This is a genomic window from Hydrogenophaga sp. BPS33, from assembly GCF_009859475.1.
Taxonomy (GTDB): Bacteria; Pseudomonadota; Gammaproteobacteria; order Burkholderiales; family Burkholderiaceae_C; genus Hydrogenophaga.
This window is the reverse complement of record NZ_CP044549.1, coordinates 6,301,272-6,325,781: the sequence shown is the minus strand read 5'-3', so window position 1 is coordinate 6,325,781 and position 24,510 is coordinate 6,301,272. Positions and strand designations below refer to the sequence as shown.

The following is a 24,510-nucleotide window of genomic DNA, read 5'->3' as shown; positions in this document are numbered from 1 at the left end:
TCTGAAAAGGGGAAGCGTTGGTGTTGTGGACAAATGTCTCGGGGCAAGCGGTGCATTGTAGAGCGCCTGACGACTTATCCACAAGGCGCGACGGCGATTTCGCCATTCGGCGCTGGCGCCCCATCGACACACCGACATCTTCACGTGCCACGCGCGCAGCAAACCGCAAGTGCTTGCCGGGCTTCACTTTTATTTGCGATAATTGCAGGTTTCCCAGATTCCAATAGACGCTCATCATGAAACGCACCTACCAGCCCTCCAAGATCCGCCGCGCCCGCACCCACGGCTTTCTCGTTCGCATGAAAACCCGCGGTGGTCGCGCCGTGATCAACGCACGCCGCGCCAAGGGCCGCAAACGCCTCGCTGTCTGAGGCTGCGGTCGTTTTGCCGGCATCCACTTGCCCGGCACCTCACCGCGTGACCCGGACGATTCTGCGGTGATCCAGCGGCTGCGGTCCCGGCAACAGTTTCAGGCTGTCATGGCCGGCGCTCCTGTGGCCAAAACCCCCCATTTCGCATTGCACCGCGCGGCTCTTTCCGGCGCGAGCGGGGGCCGGGCCTTGTTTCCTGTGCCCGATGCCTGGTTGGGCGTGCTGTTGCCCAAACGCTGGGCCAAGCGCGCCGTGACGCGCAACGCCATCCGCCGCCAGATTTACGAAGTCGCCCGTCATCAGGCTGCCCACCTGCCACAGGCAGCCCATGTGGTGCGTTTGCGCAGCACGTTCAACCGAGAGCAATTCGTGAGCGCCACTTCCGATGCGCTCAAGCGCGCCGTGCGTGCCGAGCTGGAGCAACTGCTGGCGTCGCATTCCGCGCCCCGCGTGGCAAAGCCTGCGGAGGTGCGCCATGCCGTCTGACTGGCCGCGTCTGGGCCTTCTGGGATTGGTTAAGGGCTATCGCTTGCTGCTCAGTCCTTGGCTGGGCAACACGTGCAGATTCGAGCCCTCCTGCTCGGTTTATGCCATCGGCGCGCTGGAGCGTCACGGAGCTCTCGGCGGCAGCTATCTCATGCTGCGGCGGCTGGTCCGCTGCCACCCTTGGTGCGAAGGTGGTCATGATGCCGTGCCCGCCTCCATGCCAGCGCTGTTCTCCAGCTTGATTTCAACTTCCTGCGAAAAGAAGAACCCGTCATGAATGACATCCGTCGGTCGATCCTGTGGGTCATTTTTGGTTTGTCGATGGTCCTGATCTGGGACAAGTGGCAAATCCACAATGGTCACAAACCCACCTTCTTCCCAGGCGCGGCGCCAGCCGTGACGGCGCCTGCCTCCTCTACGGGTCAAGCAGTCGCAGGCAACCCAAATGAGGGCGTGCCCACTGCCACAGGCGGATCTTCGTCGGGCGCTGCGGGTGGCGCGGCACCGGCTGCCGCTCCTGGTGCCGTGGCCCAGCGTCACGAAGTCACCACCGATCTCTTCAAACTGGTCTTCAACAGCGAAGGCGGCTCGGTGATCGGCTCGCAATTGCTCAAGCACGCCGAGGCAACCCGGCAGAGCAAGGACCAGACCGCGCAGCCCTTCACCTTGCTGACGCAGGGCGGTGAGCACATCTATGTGGCGCAGACTGGCCTGATCGGTGGCAATTTCCCGACCCACAAGACCCCCATGACCTTGGTGGGCAATCCCACGGCGTTGGCCGACGGGCAGGACGAACTGCAGGTGCGCTTCGAGTCTGCCGAAGTGGGTGGCGTGAAGCTGGTCAAGACCTACACCATCCAACGTGGCAGCTACGCGATCGGTGTGCGGCACGAAGTGCAGAACGTGGGCAGCCAGGCCGTGAAGCCGCAGCTCTATGTCCAGCTGGTGCGCGATGGCAGCAAGCTGAGCAGCGAGACGCCCTTCTATTCGACTTTCACCGGTCCGGCCGTCTATACGTATGAAAAGAAATACCAGAAGGTCGAGTTCGCCAACATCGAAAAGGACAAGGCCGAGTATGTGAAATCGTCGAACGATGGCTATGTCGCGATGGTGCAGCACTACTTCGCGTCGGCCTGGTTGATCGACGAAGGCGTGTCGCGCGAAAACTTCGCACGCAAGATCGACAACAACCTGTTCTCGGTGGGCAGCATCATCGCGCTGGACAGCATCGAACCCGGCCAGAGCCTGAGCCGGTCCTCGCGCCTTTTCCTCGGCCCGCAGGAAGAAAAGGTGCTCGAAAAGATCGCCCCAGGCCTGGAGCTGGTCAAGGACTACGGCTGGCTGACCATTCTGGCCAAGCCGCTGTATTGGCTGCTGGAGAAGATCCACGGCTTCGTGGCGAACTGGGGCTGGTCGATCGTGCTGCTGGTGGTGCTGATCAAGGCCGCGTTCTATTGGCTCAACGCCAGCGCGTACCGCAGCATGGCCAAGATGAAGAAGATCAATCCCCGCATCATGGAAATGCGCGAACGCCTCAAGGGCAGTCCGCAGCAGATGCAGCAGGAGATGATGAAGATGTACCGCGAGGAAAAGGTCAACCCCCTGGGCGGTTGCTTCCCCATCCTCATCCAGATCCCCGTTTTCATCGCGCTCTACTGGGTGTTGCTGTCCAGCGTGGAAATGCGCAATGCGCCGTGGATGGCCTGGATCACCGACCTGTCTTCGCCCGATCCCTACTTCATCCTGCCGTTGGTGATGGCCGTCACCACCATGATCCAGACCTCGCTGAACCCGCTGCCTCCGGATCCGTTGCAGGCCAAGCTGATGTGGCTCATGCCGCTGATGTTCTCGGTCATGTTCTTCTTCTTCCCGTCGGGCCTGGTGCTCTACTGGATCACGAACAACGTGCTGACGATCCTCCAGCAGGCCTACATCAACAAGAGCATGGGCGTGCCGCTGAAATTCAACATGCCGAAGTTCACGTGACCCCCCGGCGCCGCTGACGCGGCTTCCCCCTCAAAGGGGGACGGCGTCTTGGGCCGGCGGAAGCCGGACCCTTGACGCCTCTGGACGAGGGCTTCTTCTCCGGTGGCGGGTCTGCTTTGCAGGCCCGTTTGTCTTTTATGCTTGCTTGCCATGCTCTCTACCTCTCGTGATCCCATCGTCGCCATTGCCACCGCGCCCGGCCGCGGCGGCGTGGGCATCGTGCGGTTGTCGGGAAGGGGGCTGGCACCGTTTTCACAGGCCTTGCTGGGGCGTGCACTGAAGCCGCGAGAGGCCACCTACCTGCCCTTTACCGATGCGCAGGGCCAACCGATCGACCACGGCCTGGCCTTGTGGTTTCCCGGTCCTCACTCCTACACCGGCGAAGACGTGTTGGAGCTGCAGGGGCATGGGGGCCCTGTCGTGTTGCAGCTTTTGTTGGCACGCTGCCTGGAAGTGGCGCGTGAGGCGGCACCCACCTTGCGCCCGGCGCGCGCAGGCGAGTTCACCGAGCGCGCATTCCTCAACGACAAGCTCGATCTGGCCCAGGCCGAAGCGGTGGCCGACCTGATCGATGCGAGCACCGAGGCTGCCGCGCGCAGCGCGTCGCGCTCGCTGGCGGGCGTGTTCTCCGATCGCATCCACGGCCTGCGCGATGCCTTGATCAACCTGCGCGTGTTGGTCGAGGCGACGCTGGACTTTCCAGAGGAGGAAATCGACTTCCTCCAAAAGGCGGACGCGATCGGCCAGCTGCAGCGCTTGCAGGAGGCGCTGGCGGGTGTGATGGCGCAGGCGCGCCAGGGTGCGCTGCTGCGCGATGGGCTACAGGTCGTCATCGCGGGTCAACCCAACGCGGGCAAGAGCTCGTTGCTCAACGCCTTGGCCGGGGCGGAGCTTGCGATCGTCACCCCCATTGCGGGGACCACGCGCGATGTGGTGCAACAGACCATCCAGATCGAAGGCGTGCCGCTGCACGTGGTGGATACCGCCGGCCTGCGCGACGGTCCTGATGTGGGCGACGTCGAGAAGATGGGCATTGAACGCGCATGGGACCGCATTCGACAGGCGGATGCCGTCCTGTTTCTGCACGACCTTGGCCAACAGGCCAGCGATGCGTACCGCACCGCCGATGCCGCCATCGCGGCCAGTCTGGCCGCATCGGTGCCGCAGAGCGTGCCGGTGCTGCATGTGTGGAACAAGCTCGATCAGGTGGATGCGGAGATCCCGAAGGCCCTTTGCTCGCAGCCGCACACGCTGGCGATCTCGGCGCGCCACGGCACGGGCCTGCAGGCGCTGCGCCAGCGTCTGCTCGAGCTCGCGGGGTGGCAGCAGCATGGCGGCGACGGTCTTTTCATGGCCCGCGAGCGGCATCTGCAGGCGCTGCGCCGCGTGCAAGAGCACCTCGGGTCCGCCCACGAACTCCTGCTGGCGCGAGCCGAACACCTCGACCTGCTCGCGGAAGAGTTGCGCCTGGGTCAACAGGCCTTGAGCGAGATCACCGGTGAGTTCACGGCCGACGACTTGCTGGGAGAGATCTTTTCGCGGTTTTGCATCGGCAAATGAACAGCAGGTACCGCTTGGGGGTATTCGCCGACCGCCGAGAGTGCAACTGTAAGCAGCCGTAAAGACTGGCTTGCGCGCAGCAGCAGCGCACGGTTATCTTGGCCGGCATGAACGCCCAGCCGTCTGCGTCCGCGCGCTTTGACATCCAAGGACTTGCCCACGCCATGCGTGCGAGCAATGCGCTGGACGCCATGCCCCTGAATCTCAAGGACAACCAATGGGCGACGCTCGCCCACCATCTGCAACCCGCGGTATTGCAACAAGGGCAGGTGCTGCTGGAGCAGGGCGTGAAGGACCGCACCGTCTACTTCGTCGAGAGCGGCTCTCTCACCGTCCACTACGAAGACGCGCGCGATCGCGTGCGCATCGCCGTGGTGGGTGCAGGTTCGTTGTTGGGCGAAGGCGCGTTCTTCAGCCATTTGCCCCGCAGCGCCACGGTGCACGCCGGCAGCGACTGCCGTCTCTGGTGCCTGACACCCCTGCGTTTTCGCGAGTTGGCGACGCGACACCCCGAGATCGCACTCGAGCTCACAGTGGCCATGTCCGCGGTGCTGGCCAGGCGCATGTACAACCGGCCCAAGCGCGTGGCGGTCACGTGACCCGATGTGCCGTGGCGTGCGGAGCAAGGTCGTTTTGCGCTGTCTTTTCAACCCATTGAACGTGCGCGCGAGGCGCACACTCACGCGATGTTTTTGACGAATTGGCTGCTGGCCAAGAAGCCCGCCGTTGGCGGCAAGGGAGCGTTTACCCGGGCGCGCGAGCGCTTCAGCCAGACCACGCTACCGCTGATTTCGCCTCGGCGTGGGCGCCGAATCCTGCGGCGCGATCAGCTGTTCTCGGTGATCCGCGAGTCCCTCATCCGCGCGGGTGTGCTCTCCACCAGCTACGAGTTCAAGGTGATCACACTGGATGCCAATGGCGACAGCTTTCTGGTTCTGGTCGACCTGGCGCTGTCCGGGCAATCCATGCCCGACGAGTATCTGCTCGAGATCGAGCGCTGGATCCAGCAGAGCGCCCAATCACGGCACGACATGGCCGTGCGCTCGGTGTACTGGCGCCGCAAGGCCGCGCCCGAGCAGGTGGGCATGGCGTTGAGAGCGTCGGTGAGCGCACAGACACGCCGCGAAACGGTATTGATGGCGCCTGGCATGGTGCCACCGCGATCGAAGCCGGCGAAGCCTGCCGCAGCATCCGTCGCGGGGCCGTTGCAACCGGTGGGCGAGGACGAGGTGCGGGCCTTCCGGCAAGCGCTGCAAAGCGCGCCTGCGCCTGTGTATCGGACGCCTGCGCAAGCGCGTGCAGAGGTGCCGCCGGAGGCGCTCAGCGACTTTCAGGCACTGAGCGAAACCCAGCACGGCAAGCTGTGAAGCTGTGAAGTGGCCGCCGGTCGGTCAATGGCCAGCGAAGTCGAGCAAGGTGAAGAGTGGCAGGCCTGCGTCGCGCAGCTTTTGCGAACCGCCCAGTTCAGGCAGATCGACAATGGCTGCGCCCTCCATCACCTCGGCGCCCAACTTCTCCAACAGGCGCCGTCCTGCCATCATGGTGCCCCCGGTGGCGATCAGGTCGTCGATCAGCACCACGCGGTCGCCTTTGCGGACCGCATCGGTGTGCAACTCCACGGTGGCACTGCCGTACTCGAGTTCGTAGGTTTCCTCGACGGTGGTGAACGGCAGCTTGCCCTTCTTGCGGATCGGCACGAAGCCCACGCCGAGTTCATAGGCCAGCACGGACCCGATGATGAAGCCGCGCGCGTCCAGGCCCGCGACCACACTGGGGCGTAGCGCGGGGTCCATGTAGCGGTGGACGAAGGTGTCGATCAGCACGCGAAAGACTTTGGGATCCTGCAGCAGCGGCGTGATGTCTCGAAATTGCACGCCTGGCGCTGGCCAGTCAGGCACGGTGCGGATGTGGGACTTGAGAAATGCAGAGGTGTCCATGGGCTCGGTCCGAAAGGGAGGCCCATTATCGGCGTCACACACAGGGGTGCCGTCACCTCATCCGCTCAGCCCAGCAGCTTCTCCTCGGCCAAGGCCAAGGCAGGCGCCTTGCCGCTGATCACCACGGTATCGCCGCCTTCGAGCACCGTGATGTCCTCCGCAAGGGCCGACCGGCCGCTGGCGCGGCGCAGGCTCACCACCTTCACATCGAGGGCGTGCAGGGCCAGGCTGCCCAGGCTCTTTCCAACATGGCGGCTACCAGGGGGCACGGTGATGGAGGTCAGCCGTTCGTGGTCGATCTCGTCAGCGCCATCGTCGTCGGCGCCGTGGAAGTAGCCGCGCAGCAGGTTGTAGCGCGCGTCGCGCTGGTCCTGCACCACGCGGATCACACGCCGCATGGGCACACCCACCAGCGCCAAGGCGTGGCTCGCCAGCATCAGGCTGGCCTCGATGGCCTCGGGCACCACTTCGGTGGCGCCCGCGGTGCGCAACTTTTCAAGGTCGGCGTCGTCTACCGTGCGCACCACCACAGGCACGTGTGCGGCCTGCGCATGGACATGGTGCAGCACCTTGAGCGCACTGGCCGTGTTCAGATAGGTCACCACCAAAGCGCTGGCGCGGCTCAGGCCGGCGGCCATCAGTGCTTGCAGGCGCGCGGCATCGCCAAACACCACCGAATGGCCCGCTGCCGCGGCCTGGCGGACCCGGTCGGGGTCGAGGTCCAGCGCCATGTAGGGGATGGCCTGTGCCTCCAGCAAACGCGCCAGATTCTGGCCGCAGCGGCCATAGCCGCAGATGATCACATGCTTGTCGGCGTTGATGGCCTTGCGCGCGATGCTGGTCATCTGCACCGATTGCATCAGCCAGTCGCTGCCCACGAGCCGGACGACGATGCTGTTGGCGTACAGAATGGCCACGGGGGTGAGCAGCATGGAAATCACCATGCTGGCCAGGATGGGGTTGAACAGCTGCGGCGGCACGAGGTTGTTCTTGCCCGCCAGCGTGAGCAGCACAAGGCCGAACTCGCCGGCTTGCCCCAGGTACAAACCGGTTCTCATGGCCACGCCCATGGGGGCGCCGAAGCTGCGCGTAATGCCGGTGATCAGCGCGAGCTTGAAGGCGGTCGATACCGTCAGCAGCAACAGCACCATGGGCCAGCGGTCAAGCACCAGACGCCAGTCCAGCAGCATGCCGATGGTGATGAAGAACAGGCCCAGCAACACGTCGTGGAAAGGCCGGATGTCGGTCTCCACCTGGTGCTTGAATTCGGTTTCGGAGATCAGCATGCCGGCCACGAACGCACCCAGGGCCAGCGAGAGCCCTGCGTGTTCCGTCAGCCATGCCAGGCCCAGCGTGATGAGCAACAGGTTGAGCATGAACAGCTCGTCGCTTTTGCGCCGCGCCACCAAGGTGAGCCACCAGCGCATGAGCTTCTGTCCTCCGGTGAGCAGCACGCCCAGCAGCAAAACGGCCTTGAGCGTGGCCCAGGCGAGCGCGCGCAGCAACATCTCCGGTTCGGCGGAGAGCGCGGGAATGATCACGAGCAGCGGCACCACGGCCAGATCCTGGAACAGCAGGATACCCAGCACGCGTTTGCCATGTTCGGACTCCAGCTCCAGCCGCTCGGCGACCATCTTCATGACGATGGCGGTGCTGCTCATGGCCATCACCCCACCCAGCGCCAGCGCCGTTTGCCAGGGCACATCCCACCAGGCCGGCAGGGTGATGCTGAGCAGCAGAGACCCCGCGGTGGTGAGCGACACCGTCAGCACCACCTGCGACAGACCCAATCCGAACACGTGCCGCCTCATCGCGCGCAGCTTGGGCAGACTGAACTCGAGCCCGATCACGAACATCAGAAAGACGACGCCAAACTCGGCCAGGTACTGAATGCCGCCGGAGTTTTGCGCCAGCGCCAGCGCATTCGGGCCGATCAGCACCCCTACCACCAGGTAGCCCAGCATCGGCGGCAGCCGCAGCGTGCGGCAGATCACCACCCCCATGACCGCGGCCAGCAAGTACAGCAGGGCGATGTCAAGGGCATTCATGAGGCGGATGGTACTGGTTGGCTGCCCGCATGGTGGCATGCCCGCAGCGATAATTGCACGCATGACCTTGCCTTCCACCTTCGAGCCCGACCGTGCCATGGCCATGGCACAGGAGACCTTGAGCATCGAGGCGCAGGCGGTTGCCGCCGTGGCGCAGCGCCTGGACGGCGCCTTCACCCGCGGCATGGAACTGGTGCTCGGCATCACGGGCCGGGTCGTGGTCATGGGCATGGGCAAGAGCGGCCACATCGGCCGCAAGATCGCCGCCACCCTCGCCTCCACCGGCACGCCGGCCATGTTCGTCCATCCGGCAGAGGCCAGCCACGGCGATCTGGGCATGATCACCGGCACCGACCTGGTGCTGGGCATCAGCAACAGCGGTGAAAGCGAAGAGCTCACGGCCATCCTGCCGCTGATCAAACGCATGGGCGTGCCGCTGCTGGCGATCACCGGTCGACCGGATTCCACCCTCGGCCGCCACGCCAATGTGGTGCTCGATGCCTCGGTGGACAAGGAAGCCTGCCCGCACAACCTCGCCCCCACCGCCAGCACCACGGCGCAACTCGCGCTGGGCGACGCATTGGCCGTGGCCTTGCTCGATGCGCGCGGATTCAAGGCCGACGACTTCGCGCGCTCTCACCCGGGCGGGGCACTGGGGCGCAAGTTGCTGACCCACGTCAGTGACGTCATGCGCAGCGCGGACGCCGTGCCCCGGATCGGCCCGGACGCCGGTCTGATGGATCTCATGCGTGAGATCAGCGCCAAGGGCCTGGGCATGAGCGCCATCGTCGACGCCGAGCAGCAGGTGCTCGGCATCTTCACCGACGGCGATCTGCGCCGCCTGATCGAGAAAACCGGCAGCGGCACCGATTTGCGCTCCATGGTGGCGCGCGACGTCATGCATGCCAACCCGTTGACCGTGCGCGAAGACGCGCTCGCGGTGGAGGCGGCCGATCTCATGGAAGCCCGCCGGATCACCAGCGTGCTGGTGGTCGACCATGCGGGCCGCCTGCAAGGCGCGCTCAACAGCAACGATCTCATGCGCGCGAAGGTGATCTGACCGTGATCCCTTTGCGCCCTGTCCTGAACTTCCCTCCCGAATTGCTGCTGCGCGCCCAGCCTGTGCGCGTGGTGTTCTTCGACGTCGATGGCGTGCTCACCGACGGCGGCCTCTACTGCGGCGACACGGGCGAAAACCTCAAACGCTTCCACACACTGGATGGCTACGGCATCAAGTTGCTGCAACGCGCGGGCATCACGCCCGCCGTGGTGAGCGGGCGCGATTCGCTCGCCCTGCGTACCCGCCTCGCAGCACTGGGCGTGGTTCACCTGCGCCTGGGCACCGAAGACAAGGCGCCTGCGGCCGATGCCATCCTGGCCGAACTGGGCCAGGGCTGGAGCGCCGCTGCAGCCATGGGAGACGACTGGCCGGATCTGCCCCTGCTGCGCCGCGCCTCGCTCGCAGTGGCGCCCCCCACCGCGCATGCCGAGGTGCTGGCTGTGGCGCACCACGTCACACAGCGCCTGCCGGGCGCTGGCGCTGTGCGCGAACTGTGCGACCTGCTGCTGGTCGCCCACGGCCGCTACGCCTCTGAGCTGGAGGCGGCCGCGCGGTGAGCACCTCGGACCCTCTGGATTTCTTTGACAGTGTCGACCAGGCTGCGGCCGAGCCACGACCTCCCCGGCGCAAGCGCAAGCTCATGGACAGCCTGTCGATCTACCTGCCCGTGATCCTGATGGGCCTGCTGGCGCTCGCGTCCTATTGGCTTCTGCGCGCCACACCGGCGCCCGAAGTCGCCGCGCAGCCTCGGCCGGTGAGCAGCGAGCCCGACTACTTCATGCGTCGGTTCTCGGTCAAATCGTTCGACGCCAAGGGGGAGCTCAAGAGCCAGCTGTCGGGCGTGGAGGCGCGCCACTATCCGGCCAATGACATGGTCGAGATCGACAACGCGCGCATCCGCCACATCGGAGAACAGGGGCTGCCCATGCTGGCCAGCGCGCGTCTGGTCACTACCAATGCCGACAACACCGAGTTCGTGCTCCGGGGCAACGCCGTGGTCGTGCGCGAGGCCGGCACCGGCTTGGATGGGAAAACCCAACCCCGCCTGGAATTCCAGGGCGAATTCCTGCACATCTTTCTGGAACCCGACCGCATCGTCTCCGATCAGCCGGTCGTGCTGCTGCGGGGCAGCGACCGCCTGGTGGCCGACAGCCTGGACTACACCGGCGAAGACCAGGTGGCGCGGTTCAAGGGCCGTGTGAAAGTGCAGCTCTCGCCCCGCTGACGCCACCCCAACCCTTCAATCCCATGGATGCCACGCAGACCCCACCGCCGAACCCCCATGGGCCCTTGGTGTTCATCACCGGAGCCTCCAGTGGCATTGGCCAGGCGCTGGCCGGGCGTTTCGCGCGGGCAGGGTATCGGCTGGCGCTGGTGGCCCGGCGCACCGACGACATGCAAGCCTGGGCGAAGGCCCAGGGCTACGGTGATGCGCTATGCCGGGTCTATGGCGCCGACGTGGCCGACACCCAGAGCATCGTCGACGCTGGCCAAGCCTGCCTGCGTGCCCAGGGTGTGCCCGACGTGGTGATCGCCAACGCCGGCATCAGCGTGGGCATGGACACCGCCGAACGCGCCGACATCGACGTGATGGCACGCACCTTTGCCACCAACAACGTCGGCTTGGCCGCCACCTTCCATCCCTTCGTGGATGCAATGCGCGCGCGCGGCACGGGCGTGCTCGTGGGCATTGGCAGCGTGGCTGCGATCCGGGGGTTGCCGGGGCACGGTGCCTATTGCGCCAGCAAGGCGGCGGTGGTGGCCTACTGCGAGAGCCTTCGCGGTGAGCTGCGGGGCAGCGGCGTGGCCGTGGTCACCGTGTTGCCCGGCTACGTCGACACCCCGCTCACGCGCGAGAACCGCTACAGCATGCCTTTTCTATTGAGCGCCGACACCTTTGCCGATCGCGCCTTCAACGCCATCCAGGCAGGTGCCAGCTACCGCGTGATTCCCTGGCAAATGGGTGTGGTGGCCAAACTCCTGCGTCTGCTGCCCAACGCGCTGTTCGACCGTGTGCTCACCGGCCGGCCGCGCAAGCACCGGCAGGGGGAAGGTCGCTGAGGGCCCGCAGAACCTCGCGGACATGAAAAAAGCCCTGTGGCATCGCCGCAGGGCTTCTTGGGTTGTCAGCTGTCAAGCCGACAATGGGGGGAGATCAGTAACCGCCGCGGCCACCGCCGCCACCGCCGTCACGACGGCCACCGCCGCCGTAGGGGCTGCGGAAACCACCTTCGCCACCGCCGCCGCCGCCGCCACCAAAACCGCCGCCGCCGCTACGGCCGCCACCGAAGCCGCCGGTGCGCGGAGGGCGCGCTTCCATGGGGCGGGCTTCGTTGACCACCAGACTGCGACCGCCCAGCGATTGACCGTTCATGCCTTCGATCGCGGATTGCGCTTCGGCATCGCTGCCCATTTCCACGAAGCCAAAGCCCTTGGAGCGGCCGGTTTCGCGTTCCATCATCACCTTGGCGCTGTTGACAGAGCCATAGGCGCCGAAAGCTTGTTGCAGGTCTTCGTCGCGCACGGTGTAGGGCAGGTTGCCCACGTACAGTTTGTTGCCCATGGATGGGACTCCTAATAACACTGAAAAAAATTAGCGATGGAGCCCCGTAGCACACAAAACCTGTAGCGCGCGAAACCAACCGATCACTTGTAAAAAACGAGCGTGTATCACGCTCGCCGGGCGATTATGCGCTGATTGGCCTGCATCTACTAACTATTTCTCAGGATATGCAAAGCCGCGCGGGCGCCGATGCGCGCCCGCAACACGAACTGGGGTTACTGCGGAATCTCAAGCCAGGGAACTTCAACTTATACTGCTGCCGCGCCGATTTGATCCAGATTGCGGGCGCTTTAAAAATGCCGCTAAAGGGGAGATTCCCGGTCTCGCTCTTGGCGGTACCGGGTTTTTTTTGGGCGGCCACCGCCTTCAGGACAGAGATTGATCGTCACGCCTCAAACCTTCCGTTTCACCGATCCCCTGCCCCTGCGCAGCGGCGCCGTGCTCCCGGCGTACGAACTGGTGGTGGAAACCTACGGCACGCTCAACGCCGAGCGGTCCAATGCCGTGCTGATCTGCCATGCGCTCAACGCCTCGCACCACGTCGCGGGTTGGCACGCGGATGAGAGCGGACAGCCGGCCGCGCGCAGCGAAGGCTGGTGGAACAACATGATCGGTCCCGGCAAACCGGTGGACACCGACCGCTTTTTCGTCATCGGCGTGAACAACCTGGGCTCGTGCTTCGGCTCCACCGGCCCCACGCACACCCACCCTGCTACGGGTAAACCCTGGGGGGCGGACTTCCCGGTGGTCACGGTGGAAGACTGGGTCGATGCCCAGGCGCGCCTGCTGGACCGCATGGGCATCGAAACGCTGGCCGCCGTCATGGGCGGCAGCCTGGGCGGCATGCAGACCCTGAGCTGGACCTTGCAGTACCCCGAGCGCGTGCGCCATGCCGTGGTGGTGGCCAGCGCGCCCAACCTCACGGCCGAAAACATCGCCTTCAACGAAGTGGCGCGCCGCGCCATCGTCACCGATCCCGATTTCCACGGCGGCCATTACCTGCGAGAAGGCACGCTGCCGCGGCGCGGCCTGCGCATTGCCCGCATGATCGGCCACATCACGTATCTCAGCGACGACGTGATGAACGAGAAGTTCGGGCGCAGCCTGCGCTCGGTCGACGCCGGCGACCCGTCCGCCGTCACCGAACTGGCCTACCGTTACACCACACAGGATGTGGAGTTCCAGATCGAGAGCTATCTGCGCTACCAGGGCGACAAGTTCAGCGAGTACTTCGACGCCAACACCTACCTGTTGATCACGCGCGCGCTCGACTATTTCGACCCGGCGCGCGAGTTCGACGGCAACCTCACCGCCGCGCTGGCGCGAGCCAGGGCAAAGTTCTTCCTCGTGAGCTTCACGACCGATTGGCGCTTTTCGCCCGCGCGCAGCCGTGAGATGGTCAGGGCCTTGCTCGACAACCGGCGTGACGTGAGCTACGCCGAGATCGATGCACCGCACGGGCATGACGCGTTCCTGCTCGACGATGCGCGTTACCTCAACGCGGTACGCGCCTATTTCGATCAGACCATCTCCGAGGTAGTCCAATGAGCGAGAAGCCTTTGATGGAGTCCATTGCCCGCCTGGTGCCGCAGGGCTCGCGCGTGCTCGACCTGGGCTGTGGCGACGGCGCCTTGCTGGCGCACCTGCAAAGCGCGAGAGGATGCACGGGCTACGGCGTGGAGATCGACGATACCAAGGTGTTGGCCTGCATGCGGCGGGGCGTGAACGTGTTGCAGCTCAACCTCGAAGAGGGCCTGACCATGTTCGAGGACGACGCGTTCGACGTGGTGCTGCAGATCGACACCCTGCAACATCTGCGCAATGCCGAGACGATGCTGCGCGAGACGGCGCGTGTGGGCCGCCTCGGCGTGGTCGCCTTCCCCAATTTCGCGCATTGGCCGAACCGCCTGCATGTGCTGCAGGGGCGCATGCCGGTGACCAAGCGCTTGCCGTACCAGTGGTACGACACGCCCAACATCCGCGTCGGCACGCATGCCGACTTCGAGGTGCTGGCGCGGCGCAATGGCTTGACCATCGAAGACAGCTTTGGCCTGCACGAGGGTCGCGAGGTGCGGGTACTGCCGAACCTGATGGCCAGCACGGCCGTGTTCCGTTTTTCGAGCTGAGCGGGCACTCATCCACCGACGCTTTCCCGTCTTCAGCGCCTGCCTTGGCGATGAATGGAGGGCATTTCCGGCGCTTTTTCCGCTTCAGCCGCCGGCCCCGGTGCCGATATGCCATGGACTTACCCGTCATACCGAGGACCGATCCATGGACATGCGCAACGAAGCCACCCACCTTGCCCGCGGCGAGAGCAACCGTGTCGCCACCGCCCAGCAAGCGGGCGCCGAATTCCTGACTTTCCGCCTGGGCGGCGAGGAATACGGCATCGACATCCTGCGCGTACAGGAAATCCGGTCCTACGAAGAACCGACCCGCATCGCCAACGCGCCCTCCTTCATCAAAGGCGTGGTCAACCTGCGCGGCGTGATCGTGCCGGTGGTGGATCTGCGCATCAAGCTCGGTTGCGAGAAGGTGGAGTACAACGGCTTCACGGTGGTGATCGTGCTCAACGTGCACGGCCGCGTGGTCGGTGCGGTGGTCGACTCGGTCTCGGACGTGCTTGAGCTCGCGGGCGACGTCATCAAGCCCGCGCCAGAGATGAGCAGCAACATGGAGACGGCCTTCATCACGGGCATCGCCAGCGTGGGTGAACGCATGCTGATCCTGATGGACATCGAAGCCTTCATGTCCGGCCGCGACATGGGCCTGACCGACAGCACCAGCCAAGCCCTGCAGTAAAACAAGCCGGACCACAGCGCCTGCCGCCCACCGCACCCGACCTGGAGCTTCCACACATGTCCTTCCATCGACTCAAGATGAGCCAGCGGCTGGGCCTCGGCTTTGCCAGCGTGCTGGTGTTGCTGCTCCTACTGACTGCCCTGGCGTGGAACGCACTGCGCACCGCACAGGTGGCCACCGAGCGCGTGGTCGTGCTGGAGCGCCACGCGGCGGCGATCACCGAGTGGGCCGCGGGCACGCGGCTGAACATCAACCGCGCGCTGGCGGTGGCCAAGTCGCGCGCCGATCCCGAAGTCGACGCCCATTTCAAGCCCCTGGTGGCGCAGACGTCGGCGCGCATCAGTGAGCTGCAGAAGACGCTGGAAACGGAGATCACGAGCAGCGAGGGCAAAGCCTTGCTGGCCAGGATTTCCGATGCGCGTGGCGACTACATGGCCGTGCGCAAAACCTTCTTCGACACGCTCAAGGCGGGTGACCTTGACGCGGCGATCCGGCAGTTGAACACCACTGTCATGCCTGCTGCCGACCGCTATAGCGGTACCCAGGGTGAGTTGCAGGCTTTCCAGGACGGCCTGGTCGAGGACGCCGTGGCGCAGTCGGCCGCCACCATTCGCCAGAGTGTGATGTGGCTTCTGCTGCTGGCCGCCGGCGCCGTGGCGGTGGCCACGCTGGTGGCCTGGCGCATCACGGTGTCGGTGACGGCGCCGTTACACGAGGCCGTGGCCATGGCCACGGCGGTGGCCAGTGGCGATCTGACGCGTGAAGTGAAGACCAAGCGCCAGGATGAGCTGGGCGCCTTGCTCAATGCCCTCAACGCCATGAAGACGTCGTTGATCCAGACCGTGAGCCAGGTGCGCAGCGCCACCGACAGCATCAACACCGCGTCGGTGGAAATTGCCTCGGGCAACCAGGACCTGAGCGCGCGCACGGAGCAAGCGGCGAGCAACTTGCAGGAGACGGCGGCGAGCATGGAGCAACTCACCAGCACCGTGCGCCAGAGCGCGGACGCGGCGCGCCAGGCCAACCAGTTGGCCGCGAGCGCGGCGGAGATCGCCGTGCGCGGTGGCCAGGTGGTCGGCCAGGTCGTCACCACCATGAACGAGATCAACCACAGCAGCAAGAAGATCAACGACATCATCGGTGTGATCGACGGCATCGCGTTCCAGACCAACATCCTCGCGCTGAACGCGGCAGTGGAAGCCGCGCGGGCGGGCGAACAAGGCCGGGGCTTCGCGGTGGTGGCGGGCGAGGTGCGCAACCTGGCGCAGCGTTCGGCGCAAGCGGCCAAGGAGATCAAGGGCCTGATCGGTGCGAGCGTGGACAAGGTGGAAACGGGTTCGCGCCTGGTGGCCGATGCGGGTCAGACGATGAGCGAGATCGTGGGCTCGGTGCAGCGTGTCTCCGACATCATTGGCGAGATCACGGCCGCATCGGGCGAGCAGAGCGACGGCATCGGCCAGGTCAACGTGGCGGTGACGCGGCTGGACCAGATGACGCAGCAGAACGCGGCGCTGGTGGAGGAGAGCACAGCGGCTGCCGAGAGCCTGAAGGATCAGGCCGCGAGCCTGGTGCAAGTGGTGCAGGTGTTCCGCCTGGACAGCCGCAGCACGGCCACCCCGGTCCAGGCCCCGCCCACGCTGCAACGCCGCGTTGCGCCCGAGCCCATGCCAGCCAAGGCCGCGCCGCGCCAGCTCCCGGTCGAGCGAGCGCGCGCGGCGGCATTGCCCGCGCCGGTCGTACCTGCACCGAGCGCGCCCGTGTCACGGACGCCAAAACCTGCAACGGCGAGCGTGACCCTGTCCGCCACCAAACCCGCCCCGATCGTGACCACCGCTGCCAGCAGCAGCGAAGGCGACTGGGAAAGTTTTTGAGTCGCTCAAGGCCGACTCCTGACACCTCAACTCCAACACAAGAAAGAAGAGCGAGACCGACATGCAGAATTTGATGCGCCAGTTTTCGATCCGAACCCGCATGATGGGTGCCATTGCCATCGTACTGTTGCTGCTGACCCTGGTGGGTGGCGCGGGATGGTGGGGTATTGGGCGCTTGCATGCGGTCAACGAGACCTTTGTCGCCACATCGTTCGAAGAGACGCTCACCCTTTCGCGCCTGCAGGTGGCGCTGCGCAACATGGGCAGCTTCGAGAAAGACATGGTCATTGCCTACGAGAAGCCAGAACAGGTGTTGAAGGCCAAGGCGCAGTGGCTGGCCGCGCGCGACGAGGCGCAGCGCCAGATGGACACGCTGCTCGGTGGCCAGGAGGAGCAGGACGACGCCCTCGTGCGCGACATGAAGGCCCAGCTCGAGCAATATGTGAGCGCGGTCGAACCGGTGACGCGTCAGCTCGAAAACAGCGGCTACGACTCGGCCACCGTGGCCAACCGCATGCTCAACCGCGCGCACACCAGCTTTGAGGCCTTGCTGCAGAACCTGCAACGTGTGGAAGAGGCGCTGATGGCCGACGCCGCGAGTGCGCGACAGGCGGGACAAAGCACCAGCCGCCAGGCGTTGATGCTGTTCGGCTTGGCCGTGGCGATCGCCGCGCTGGTGGTGGTGCCCACCACCTTGTCCAACATGCGCAGCATTTGCGGCCCGCTCGACGATGCGCAACACCTGGCCAGTGCCATCGCGCGCGGCGATCTCACGAAGCCGGTGGACGTCGCAGGGCAGGACGAAACGGCGCAGCTCATGCGCGCCCTGGGGCACATGCAGGCCTCGTTGGCCCGCATCGTGGGTGAAGTGCGCAACTCCACCGACAGCATTGGCACCGCCAGCCAGGAAATCGCCAGCGGCAACCAGGACCTGAGCGCGCGCACGGAGCAGACGGCGAGCAACCTGCAGGAGACGGCGGCGAGCATGGAGCAGCTGACGAGCACGGTGCGCCAGAGCGCGGACGCGGCGCGCCAGGCCACGCAAATGGCCGTGGCCAACGCCGAGGTGGCGGTGCGCGGCGGGCAGGTGGTGGGCCAGGTGGTGAGCACCATGGAAGAGATCAACCACAGCAGCAAGAAGATCAGCGACATCATCGGCGTGATCGATGGCATCGCATTCCAGACCAACATCCTGGCGCTGAACGCGGCGGTGGAGGCGGCTCGCGCAGGCGAGCAGGGTCGGGGCTTTGCGGTGGTGGCGGCCGAGGTGCGCAACCTGGCGCAGCGCTCGGCGCAGGCGGCCAAGGAAATCAAGAGCCTGATCGACACCAGCGTGGGCAAGGTGGAAGACGGTTCGCGCCTGGTGACGCAGGCCGGTCAAACCATTGGCGAGATCGTGGCCAACGCGGAGAAGGTCTCGGCCTTCATCAGCGACATCACCACTGCCGCCGGTGAGCAAAGCGACGGCATCGGGCAGGTGAACGTGGCGGTGACGCAGCTGGACCAGATGACGCAGCAGAACGCGGCGCTGGTGGAGCAGAGCGCGGCAGCGGCCGAAAGCCTCAAGGACCAGGCTTCCCGCCTGGCGACGGCGGTGGGGTTCTTCCAACTGGGTGTCTCGGCTTCTACGTCGCACGAGAGCTGAACGTTCAAGGCCGGGGCAGGGCGCACACGGGGCGCACAAAGCGGCGCGCCTGCCTATACTGTTTCTCTGAACCGCAAACCCCGGGGGCATCTGCCCGCCGGGCGTCGGCGTTTTTGCCGACTGCGCACGCCGGAGATCCCCGCCATGAACGCCCGCCTGCCCGCCCACCTGCTCGACCCATCGGCCGTGCAATCCCATGTCGATGCTGCCTGGTCGCAGACCATCGTGCCCGAGCTGCAGCGCTACATCGAAGTGCCCGCCAAATCGCCCGCGTTCGACGCGGACTGGGCCGCGCACGGCCTGTTGGAGCGCGTGTTGCAGAACGCGGCCGACTGGGTGCGCGCCCAGAACGTGCCGGGCTTGCAGCTCGAAGTGGTGCGCCTCAACGATGCCCATGGCGCACCGCGCACACCGGTGCTTTTCTTCGAGGTGCCGGCCAGTGCCGGCAAGGACGGCACGCCCGCACCGGCTTCCGGCCAGACGGTGCTCATGTATGGCCATCTCGACAAGCAGCCCGAGTTCACCGGCTGGCGCAACGACCTCGGGCCCTGGACGCCCAAGATCGACGACGGCAAGCTGTTTGGCCGCGGCGGCGCTGACGATGGCTACGCGGTCTACGCCAGCATCGAGGCATTGCAGGCGCTCAAGGCCCAGGGCGCGGCCCATCCGCGCATCGTGGGCCTGATCGAAACCTGCGAGGAAAGTGGCTCAGGCGACCTGTTGCCCTATGTCGACGCGCTGCGCCCGCGGCTGGGCGACGTGGGCCTGGTGATCTGCCTGGACAGCGGCGCCGGCAACTACGACCAGCTCTGGCTCACCACCAGCTTGCGCGGCATGGCCAGCGGTGTGCTCAAGGTCGAGATCCTCACCGAAGGCATCCACTCCGGCGATGCCTCGGGCCTGGTGCCGTCGAGCTTTCGCATCATGCGGCAGGTGCTGGACCGCCTGGAAGACAGTGCCACCGGCCGTTTGCTGCCCGCCAGCTTCCATTGCGAGATTCCGGCCGAGCGCATCGAGCAGGCGCGCGTCACCGCGGCCATCCTGGGTGACGAGATCCACAAACGCTTTCCGTGGGCGCACCACGATTGCGCAGGTTCCACCGTGTTCGCCTTGCCCACCACCACCGACCCGGTGGAGGGCCTGCTCAACCGCACCTGGCGCCCCACGCTCTCGGTCACCGGTGCCGACGGCTTTCCTGAAATGCGCAACGCGGGCAACGTGCTGCGGCCCTACACCGCGTTCAAGCTCAGCCTGCGCCTGCCGCCGCTGGTGGATGCGCCCATTGCCGTGCAGCAGCTCAAGGCCTTGCTGGAAGACAACGCGCCTTACCAGGCCAAGGTGACCTTCGAAGGCGAGGGCGCGGCCAGCGGCTGGAACGCGCCCAGCACCGCGCCCTGGTTCGAGCAAGCGCTTCAGGACGCGTCGCAGGCACATTTCAACGCGGGCTGCGGCACCATCGGCCAGGGGGGCACGATTCCGCTGATGAACATGCTCAGCAAAGGCTTCCCGACCGCGCAAATGATGGTGTGCGGCGTGCTCGGCCCCAAGAGCAACGCGCACGGCCCGAACGAATTCCTGCACCTGGACTACGCGCGCCGGTTGACCGCCACCGTGGCCCAGGTCGTGGCCCGCATGCCTTGAACCGGCTAGGGCCTCCATGCACGACACCACCCAGGCGCCCTTCACGCTGCGCGATGGCCTGAATCTGGCCTTGTTCGATTGGCCCTTGCCGTCGCGCCAGCGACCGCGCGGGGTGGTGCTCATCGTCCATGGTCTGGGAGAGCATGCGTGGCGCTACGACCCGGTCGCGCACCGCCTCAACGAATGGGGGTTTTGCGTGCGCGCCTACGACCAGCGTGGTCACGGCGAATCCGGCGGGCAGCGCGGTGTGCTGCCGGACGACGATGCGTTGCTCGACGATCTGGCCGAGGTGGTGGACGACACGCGCAAGCACATTGCCGAGCCCTGGGCCTGCCCGTTGATCTTGCTGGGCCACAGCATGGGCGGGCTGGTCGCCGCGACCTTCGTTCAGCGGGGCATCGCGCCGGTGGATGCCCTGGTGCTGTCCTCGCCCGCGCTGGATGCGGGCATTGGCCAAATGAAGCGAAAGCTGATCGATCTGCTGTACCGCTTCGCGCCCAATCGCACCTTCTCCAATGGCCTGGACGCCAGCAAGATCTCGCACAACGCGGCGGTGGTCAGGGCTTACCAGAAAGACCCACTGGTGCACGACCGCATCAGCGCGCGCCTGGCGCGCTTCATCGACCAGAACGGCCCGCGGGTGGTGGCCGCCGCGCCCCGCTGGCGTGTGCCCACCTTGCTGATGTACGCGGGCGCAGACCACCTGGTGAAGCCGGCGGGCAGCCGTGCCTTTGCCGCCGACGCTCCGCGCAACCAGGTGCACAGCCAGGCCTTCGACGGCCTGTACCATGAGATCTTCAACGAGGCCGATCCGTCGCGCGTGTTCGGCACGCTCAAGGCCTGGCTGGACTTGAGGTGACTCCGCACACCCCCCTGCGCCGCTGACGCGGCTTCCCCCCTCTCTGGCGCGCCTTCGGCGCTTGGAGGGGAGACGGCATCTTGGGCCGGCGGAGCCGGACCCTTGATGCCCCTGGATGAAGGCACTTCGCTCGATGCGTGTTTTAGCGCTTGCCCATCAAGCCGCCCAGCATGCCCATGAGATCCGCGGCATTGCCGCCGCCTTGACCTTGACCGCCACCGAGCAAGGCGCCCAGGCCACCGAGGCCACCCAGTGCGTTGTCGTCGGGCAGTTGCCCCTTGGGCGTCAGCTGGTCGATCAGGCTCGGCAGCAGGTCTGCCAAGGTGCCCGAGGCCTGTGCCTGGCTGCCACCGAGTTGCGACGCGATCATGCCCATCAGGTCCGGGCCGAGCGCGCCGCCGAGTTGTTCGCCCGACACGGGCTGGTTCGCGCCGGTGCCGATCCACGACTGCACCGCGTCACCCAGGCCACCCGATTGCAGCTTTTCCAGCAGGCCCTGCAAGCCGCCCGAGCTGGCGAGCACCGAGCCCAGCAGCGCGATCAGCATCTGCGGGTCCAGTCCGCCTGGCAGGCCGCTGGCGGATGCACGCTCACCTTGCGAAGAGCCCAGCGAGCCTTGGGTGGCCGCGCCGATCAAAGAGTCCAGAAGTCCCATGGTGTCGATTCCTGTGGTGGCGGTCCGGGATGGACCGCTCGGTCAGGCGGCATTGTGTGCCCGCCGCTGGACCCAGGCAAGCCAGACCAGCGCCAGTCCGGTGAGCGCCACCGGTACCAATGAGCCGATGTTGAGCCATTGCCAGCCTTGTGTGGTGACGAGCGCGCCGGATGCGAAGGACGTCAGCGCCATGACCGCGAACACGCAGAAGTTGATGGTGGCCTGTGCGCGGTCTTTCTCTTCGGGCCGGTAGGCCTGCAAGGAAAGCGTGGTCGCACCGGTGAAGAGAAAGTTCCAGCCCACGCCGAGCAGGAACAGTGCGATCAGGAACTGGTGCAAGTCCACGCCCGAGAGCGCCACCAGGATGCACACGATGTTGAGCGCGACGCCCACGCCCATGATGCTGAGCACGCCAAAACGCGCGATCAGGTGCCCGGTAAAGAAACCCGGTGCGAACATGCCGATCACATGCCATTCGAGCACCAGCGCGGCATCGTCGAAAGGGAAGCCGCAGACCTGCATGGCCAGTGGTGTGGCAGCCATCAACAGGTTCATCACGCCAAAGCTCAGCGCCGCGCCCGCTGTGGCGACGATGAACACCGGTTGGCGCACGATCACCGAGAGGGGGCGGCCGCGGCTGGCGCCCGCGACGGGCGCGGGCGTGGGTGGGAACCGCATCCCCGCGATGACCGCCATCGACAGCAAGGCCACCACCGCCAGCGCCAGGTAGGCACCCGCGAACGGCACACCCAGCCAGTCTTTGGTGCGTGTCGCCAGGTTGGGTCCGAGCACCGCCCCCACCAGGCCGCCGGCGAGCACCAGCGAGACCGCCTTTTCGCGAAACGCGGGCGTGCTCAGCTCGGCGGCGGCGAAACGGTAGAGCTGGCCATTGGCGCTGTAGTAACCGGCAATGACCGTGGCGGCCACGAGCAGCCAGAAGTTACGGTCCATCACCGCCCAGGCGCACAACAAGGCCGAGCCCAATGCGACCAGCAGACCGATCTGGAACGAAGCCTTACGGCCCAGCGCGCTTTGCGTGCGCGCCACCAGCGGTGTGGACAAGGCGCCCCCCACCACATAGCCCATCACCGGCAAGGTCGCCATCCAGCCGAACGGCGCCAGCGCCAGACCCACCAGGCCATTGATGGCGATGAACACCACGTTGTTGGTGAGAAACAGGCCTTGTGCGGCGGCCAGCAACCAGAGGTTCTTGTTCATAAGTGGATGTTTATATCGCGAAAGCTGTACGGTGCTGCGTCATAGATTTGCCGTGAAACTGTCATCCGAACTTCAAAAATAAGAGCTGATAGGTGAACGATGCCGTCGCGTTGTTGGCATTTGGGTGGTGAAAGGGGCTCAAGTTGATGTCGCCGGTTCCGAAAAAGATATAGCGGCGCCATGGTGGCGTCCGATGTTTTGACGACAAGGCTTTTTTGATGAACTGGCTATCCCGCATCTCTGTTCGCGCCAAGCTCGCGCTGCTCCTGGCCGTGTGTGCCCTGGGCATTCTTTCGGTCGCGGCCTCGGCGTTGCTGAGCCTGCGGCACGCGGTGGCCACGGGACAGGAGCTGGTGCAGACCGAAGTCGCCGCCGTGCGCGCCTTGGGGGATGTGCGCGCCGACGTGGCCAACATGCGCCGCTATGAAAAAGACATGTTCCTCAACCTGGCCGACGAAGAGGCGTTGGCACGCTACCTCCAGTCCTGGCGCGAGCAGGCTTCATCGGGTCAGGCGCGGTTGGACGCGCTCAGGCCTGCCCTGCAAGCCGCTGAACAAGGCGCGCTCGACCGCATGGCCGCCGGCTTGCAGAAGTACCGCAACGCCGTCGAGACCATCCACACGGGCGTCACGCGTGGCGAGATCCACGATCCCTGGAGCGCCAACCGCGCCATGGAGCCCGCCAAGGCCGATGTGCGTGCCGCCGACGAGGCCTTCACCGACATCAGCAATGCCGTGACCGCGCGCGTGGACAACATGGTGGCCGCGCTGGGGCAGTTGCAGCAACGTTCGACCTGGCTCACCTTGAGCGTGGCTGGCGCCTTGCTCGTGCTGGCGATGGCGCTCGGCTATGCCATCAGCCTGCGCATCACGCGCCCGCTCGATGCCGCCGCGCGCGCCATCGAAACCGTGGCCGCAGGCGACCTCACGCACCGGGTGCGGGTGCAGGGCAGCGACGAATCCGCGCGCGTGCTCGCGGGCATCGAGCGCATGCAGAACGCCCTGTCCGCGATCGTGCGCGACATCCGCAGTGGCGTGGGCGCGATGGCCGATGCGAGCAGCGAAATTGCGACGGGCAATCAGGACCTGAGCGCACGCACGGAGCAGACGGCGAGCAACCTGCAGGAGACGGCGGCGAGCATGGAGCAGCTCACGAGCACGGTGCGCCAGAGCGCGGACGCGGCGCGCCAGGCAAACCAGCTGGCGGCCAGCGCGGCCGAGATCGCGGTGCGCGGCGGGCAGGTGGTGGGCCAGGTGGTGAGCACCATGGAAGAGATCAACCACAGCAGCAAGAAGATCAGCGACATCATCGGCGTGATCGATGGCATCGCATTCCAGACCAACATCCTGGCGCTGAACGCGGCGGTGGAGGCGGCTCGCGCAGGCGATCAGGGTCGGGGCTTTGCGGTGGTGGCCGGCGAGGTGCGCAGCCTGGCGCAGCGGTCGGCGCAGGCGGCCAAGGAGATCAAGGAGCTGATCGGGGCGAGCGTGGACAAGGTGGAGGCCGGATCGAGGCAGGTGGCTGATGCGGGGCAGACGATGAGCGAGATCGTGGGCTCGGTGCAGCGGGTCTCGGACATCATTGGTGAGATCACGGCGGCCGCGGGCGAGCAAAGCGATGGGATCGGGCAGGTGAACGTGGCGGTGACGCAGCTGGACCAGATGACGCAGCAGAACGCGGCGCTGGTGGAAGAGAGCGCGGCAGCGGCCGAAAGCCTCAAGGACCAGGCCACGCGCCTGGACGCATCGGTGGCGGTGTTTCGCGTGGCGGCCGTCTGAACACGCGGGAAACGTGCGTGGAAGCATGCC

24 protein-coding genes and 1 riboswitch are annotated in these 24,510 nt (G+C 65.8%); of the genes, 19 read left to right on the top strand and 5 right to left on the bottom strand.

Annotated features, from left to right (window positions below; genetic code table 11):
* Positions 1–236 precede the first annotated feature (236 nt).
* From rpmH to F9K07_RS29335, 7 genes are all read left to right on the top strand, one after another.
* On the top strand, positions 237–371 hold the full coding sequence (gene rpmH, locus F9K07_RS29365) for a 50S ribosomal protein L34 (protein ID WP_006299042.1): 135 nt from the start codon (positions 237–239) through the stop codon (positions 369–371).
* A 108-nt stretch (positions 372–479) separates the two neighbouring features.
* Positions 480–857, top strand: a complete 378-nt coding sequence (locus F9K07_RS29360; protein WP_442907362.1) for a ribonuclease P protein component — start codon at positions 480–482, stop codon at positions 855–857.
* The gene (gene yidD / locus F9K07_RS29355; protein ID WP_159596748.1) at positions 847–1,134 is read left to right on the top strand and encodes a membrane protein insertion efficiency factor YidD; all 288 of its coding nucleotides are present in this window, start codon (positions 847–849) and stop codon (positions 1,132–1,134) included. The genes F9K07_RS29360 and yidD overlap by 11 nt, the downstream gene beginning before the upstream one ends.
* On the top strand, positions 1,131–2,843 hold the full coding sequence (gene yidC, locus F9K07_RS29350) for a membrane protein insertase YidC (RefSeq protein WP_159596747.1): 1,713 nt from the start codon (positions 1,131–1,133) through the stop codon (positions 2,841–2,843). The genes yidD and yidC overlap by 4 nt, the downstream gene beginning before the upstream one ends.
* Positions 2,844–2,993: 150 nt before the next feature.
* Complete coding sequence (mnmE, locus tag F9K07_RS29345) at positions 2,994–4,403, top strand: tRNA uridine-5-carboxymethylaminomethyl(34) synthesis GTPase MnmE (RefSeq protein ID WP_159596746.1); 1,410 nt, start codon at positions 2,994–2,996, stop codon at positions 4,401–4,403.
* Positions 4,404–4,510: 107 nt separating this feature from the next.
* Positions 4,511–5,002 carry a Crp/Fnr family transcriptional regulator gene (locus F9K07_RS29340; protein WP_159596745.1) on the top strand — a complete coding sequence of 164 codons (492 nt, stop codon included), beginning with the start codon at positions 4,511–4,513 and terminating at the stop codon, positions 5,000–5,002.
* An 87-nt stretch (positions 5,003–5,089) separates the two neighbouring features.
* Positions 5,090–5,770: a hypothetical protein gene (locus F9K07_RS29335; protein WP_159596744.1), complete on the top strand. Its 681-nt coding sequence runs from the start codon at positions 5,090–5,092 to the stop codon at positions 5,768–5,770.
* 24 nt (positions 5,771–5,794) lie between these two features.
* Here F9K07_RS29335 and F9K07_RS29330 read toward each other — a convergent pair whose 3' ends face one another.
* Complete coding sequence (locus tag F9K07_RS29330; protein WP_159596743.1) at positions 5,795–6,340, bottom strand: adenine phosphoribosyltransferase; 546 nt, start codon at positions 6,338–6,340, stop codon at positions 5,795–5,797.
* Between the two features lie 65 nt (positions 6,341–6,405).
* Complete coding sequence (locus tag F9K07_RS29325) at positions 6,406–8,388, bottom strand: monovalent cation:proton antiporter family protein (RefSeq protein ID WP_159596742.1); 1,983 nt, start codon at positions 8,386–8,388, stop codon at positions 6,406–6,408.
* Positions 8,389–8,449: 61 nt separating this feature from the next.
* Here F9K07_RS29325 and F9K07_RS29320 point away from each other — a divergent pair, with 61 nt between their 5' ends.
* Genes F9K07_RS29320 through F9K07_RS29305 form a run of 4 tightly spaced genes read left to right on the top strand, consistent with a single transcriptional unit; the run spans position 8,450 to position 11,509 of the window.
* Positions 8,450–9,448 (top strand): KpsF/GutQ family sugar-phosphate isomerase, encoded by a 999-nt coding sequence (locus F9K07_RS29320; protein WP_159596741.1) that lies wholly within the window; start codon positions 8,450–8,452, stop codon positions 9,446–9,448.
* Positions 9,449–9,450: 2 nt separating this feature from the next.
* The gene (locus F9K07_RS29315; protein ID WP_442907361.1) at positions 9,451–10,005 is read left to right on the top strand and encodes a KdsC family phosphatase; all 555 of its coding nucleotides are present in this window, start codon (positions 9,451–9,453) and stop codon (positions 10,003–10,005) included.
* Complete coding sequence (lptC, locus tag F9K07_RS29310) at positions 10,002–10,673, top strand: LPS export ABC transporter periplasmic protein LptC (protein WP_236581751.1); 672 nt, start codon at positions 10,002–10,004, stop codon at positions 10,671–10,673. The genes F9K07_RS29315 and lptC overlap by 4 nt, the downstream gene beginning before the upstream one ends.
* 23 nt (positions 10,674–10,696) lie before the next feature.
* On the top strand, positions 10,697–11,509 hold the full coding sequence (locus tag F9K07_RS29305) for an SDR family oxidoreductase (protein WP_159596740.1): 813 nt from the start codon (positions 10,697–10,699) through the stop codon (positions 11,507–11,509).
* 94 nt (positions 11,510–11,603) lie between these two features.
* Here F9K07_RS29305 and F9K07_RS29300 read toward each other — a convergent pair whose 3' ends face one another.
* Positions 11,604–12,011 (bottom strand): RNA recognition motif domain-containing protein, encoded by a 408-nt coding sequence (locus tag F9K07_RS29300; protein WP_159596739.1) that lies wholly within the window; start codon positions 12,009–12,011, stop codon positions 11,604–11,606.
* A 251-nt stretch (positions 12,012–12,262) separates the two neighbouring features.
* Positions 12,263–12,338: riboswitch (SAM riboswitch) on the top strand.
* A 51-nt stretch (positions 12,339–12,389) separates the two neighbouring features.
* Between F9K07_RS29300 and metX the strand changes: the two genes are divergently transcribed.
* The 7 genes from metX (at position 12,390) to F9K07_RS29265 (ending at position 20,829) form a co-directional block, all read left to right on the top strand.
* The gene (metX, locus tag F9K07_RS29295) at positions 12,390–13,559 is read left to right on the top strand and encodes a homoserine O-succinyltransferase MetX (RefSeq protein ID WP_159596738.1); all 1,170 of its coding nucleotides are present in this window, start codon (positions 12,390–12,392) and stop codon (positions 13,557–13,559) included.
* Positions 13,556–14,137 carry a methionine biosynthesis protein MetW gene (gene metW / locus F9K07_RS29290; protein ID WP_159596737.1) on the top strand — a complete coding sequence of 194 codons (582 nt, stop codon included), beginning with the start codon at positions 13,556–13,558 and terminating at the stop codon, positions 14,135–14,137. The genes metX and metW overlap by 4 nt, the downstream gene beginning before the upstream one ends.
* Before the next feature lie 145 nt (positions 14,138–14,282).
* Positions 14,283–14,813: a chemotaxis protein CheW gene (locus F9K07_RS29285; protein WP_159596736.1), complete on the top strand. Its 531-nt coding sequence runs from the start codon at positions 14,283–14,285 to the stop codon at positions 14,811–14,813.
* Positions 14,814–14,869: 56 nt separating this feature from the next.
* Positions 14,870–16,684 (top strand): methyl-accepting chemotaxis protein, encoded by a 1,815-nt coding sequence (locus tag F9K07_RS29280; protein ID WP_159596735.1) that lies wholly within the window; start codon positions 14,870–14,872, stop codon positions 16,682–16,684.
* 61 nt (positions 16,685–16,745) lie between these two features.
* Positions 16,746–18,329, top strand: a complete 1,584-nt coding sequence (locus F9K07_RS32215) for a methyl-accepting chemotaxis protein (protein ID WP_159596734.1) — start codon at positions 16,746–16,748, stop codon at positions 18,327–18,329.
* Between the two features lie 144 nt (positions 18,330–18,473).
* Entirely contained in the window at positions 18,474–19,970 is a 1,497-nt protein-coding gene (locus F9K07_RS29270; RefSeq protein ID WP_159596733.1) for a M20 family metallopeptidase, read from the top strand.
* A 16-nt stretch (positions 19,971–19,986) separates the two neighbouring features.
* Positions 19,987–20,829 carry an alpha/beta hydrolase gene (locus F9K07_RS29265; RefSeq protein ID WP_159596732.1) on the top strand — a complete coding sequence of 281 codons (843 nt, stop codon included), beginning with the start codon at positions 19,987–19,989 and terminating at the stop codon, positions 20,827–20,829.
* 142 nt (positions 20,830–20,971) lie between these two features.
* Here F9K07_RS29265 and F9K07_RS29260 read toward each other — a convergent pair whose 3' ends face one another.
* Together F9K07_RS29260 and F9K07_RS29255 are read right to left on the bottom strand one after the other, a co-directional pair.
* Positions 20,972–21,484 carry a YidB family protein gene (locus tag F9K07_RS29260; RefSeq protein ID WP_159596731.1) on the bottom strand — a complete coding sequence of 171 codons (513 nt, stop codon included), beginning with the start codon at positions 21,482–21,484 and terminating at the stop codon, positions 20,972–20,974.
* Positions 21,485–21,526: 42 nt separating this feature from the next.
* The gene (locus F9K07_RS29255) at positions 21,527–22,702 is read right to left on the bottom strand and encodes an MFS transporter (protein ID WP_159596730.1); all 1,176 of its coding nucleotides are present in this window, start codon (positions 22,700–22,702) and stop codon (positions 21,527–21,529) included.
* A gap of 218 nt (positions 22,703–22,920) precedes the next feature.
* On the opposite strand from F9K07_RS29255, the gene F9K07_RS32210 reads away from it, so the two are divergent.
* A complete protein-coding gene (locus tag F9K07_RS32210) occupies positions 22,921–24,480 on the top strand; it encodes a methyl-accepting chemotaxis protein (RefSeq protein WP_328794003.1) in 1,560 nt (519 codons plus the stop codon).
* The last annotated feature ends 30 nt before the right edge of the window (positions 24,481–24,510 follow it).

Bases quoted from the DNA above. Each gene is read 5' to 3' on its own strand.
- yidD (WP_159596748.1), top strand. From the start codon at position 847: ATGCCGTCTGACTGGCCGCGTCTGGGCCTTCTGGGATTGGTTAAGGGC.
- yidC (WP_159596747.1), top strand. From the start codon at position 1,131: ATGAATGACATCCGTCGGTCGATCCTGTGGGTCATTTTTGGTTTGTCG.
- F9K07_RS29340 (WP_159596745.1), top strand. From the start codon at position 4,511: ATGAACGCCCAGCCGTCTGCGTCCGCGCGCTTTGACATCCAAGGACTT.
- F9K07_RS29265 (WP_159596732.1), top strand. From the start codon at position 19,987: ATGCACGACACCACCCAGGCGCCCTTCACGCTGCGCGATGGCCTGAAT.
- F9K07_RS29305 (WP_159596740.1), top strand. From the start codon at position 10,697: ATGGATGCCACGCAGACCCCACCGCCGAACCCCCATGGGCCCTTGGTG.
- F9K07_RS29300 (WP_159596739.1), bottom strand. From the start codon at position 12,011: ATGGGCAACAAACTGTACGTGGGCAACCTGCCCTACACCGTGCGCGAC.
- F9K07_RS29360 (WP_442907362.1), top strand. From the start codon at position 480: ATGGCCGGCGCTCCTGTGGCCAAAACCCCCCATTTCGCATTGCACCGC.
- F9K07_RS29270 (WP_159596733.1), top strand. From the start codon at position 18,474: ATGAACGCCCGCCTGCCCGCCCACCTGCTCGACCCATCGGCCGTGCAA.
- mnmE (WP_159596746.1), top strand. From the start codon at position 2,994: ATGCTCTCTACCTCTCGTGATCCCATCGTCGCCATTGCCACCGCGCCC.
- metW (WP_159596737.1), top strand. From the start codon at position 13,556: ATGAGCGAGAAGCCTTTGATGGAGTCCATTGCCCGCCTGGTGCCGCAG.
- F9K07_RS29335 (WP_159596744.1), top strand. From the start codon at position 5,090: ATGTTTTTGACGAATTGGCTGCTGGCCAAGAAGCCCGCCGTTGGCGGC.
- F9K07_RS29320 (WP_159596741.1), top strand. From the start codon at position 8,450: ATGACCTTGCCTTCCACCTTCGAGCCCGACCGTGCCATGGCCATGGCA.
- rpmH (WP_006299042.1), top strand. From the start codon at position 237: ATGAAACGCACCTACCAGCCCTCCAAGATCCGCCGCGCCCGCACCCAC.
- F9K07_RS32210 (WP_328794003.1), top strand. From the start codon at position 22,921: ATGAACTGGCTATCCCGCATCTCTGTTCGCGCCAAGCTCGCGCTGCTC.
- F9K07_RS29255 (WP_159596730.1), bottom strand. From the start codon at position 22,702: ATGAACAAGAACCTCTGGTTGCTGGCCGCCGCACAAGGCCTGTTTCTC.
- F9K07_RS29280 (WP_159596735.1), top strand. From the start codon at position 14,870: ATGTCCTTCCATCGACTCAAGATGAGCCAGCGGCTGGGCCTCGGCTTT.
- F9K07_RS32215 (WP_159596734.1), top strand. From the start codon at position 16,746: ATGCAGAATTTGATGCGCCAGTTTTCGATCCGAACCCGCATGATGGGT.
- F9K07_RS29325 (WP_159596742.1), bottom strand. From the start codon at position 8,388: ATGAATGCCCTTGACATCGCCCTGCTGTACTTGCTGGCCGCGGTCATG.
- F9K07_RS29260 (WP_159596731.1), bottom strand. From the start codon at position 21,484: ATGGGACTTCTGGACTCTTTGATCGGCGCGGCCACCCAAGGCTCGCTG.
- F9K07_RS29330 (WP_159596743.1), bottom strand. From the start codon at position 6,340: ATGGACACCTCTGCATTTCTCAAGTCCCACATCCGCACCGTGCCTGAC.
- F9K07_RS29285 (WP_159596736.1), top strand. From the start codon at position 14,283: ATGGACATGCGCAACGAAGCCACCCACCTTGCCCGCGGCGAGAGCAAC.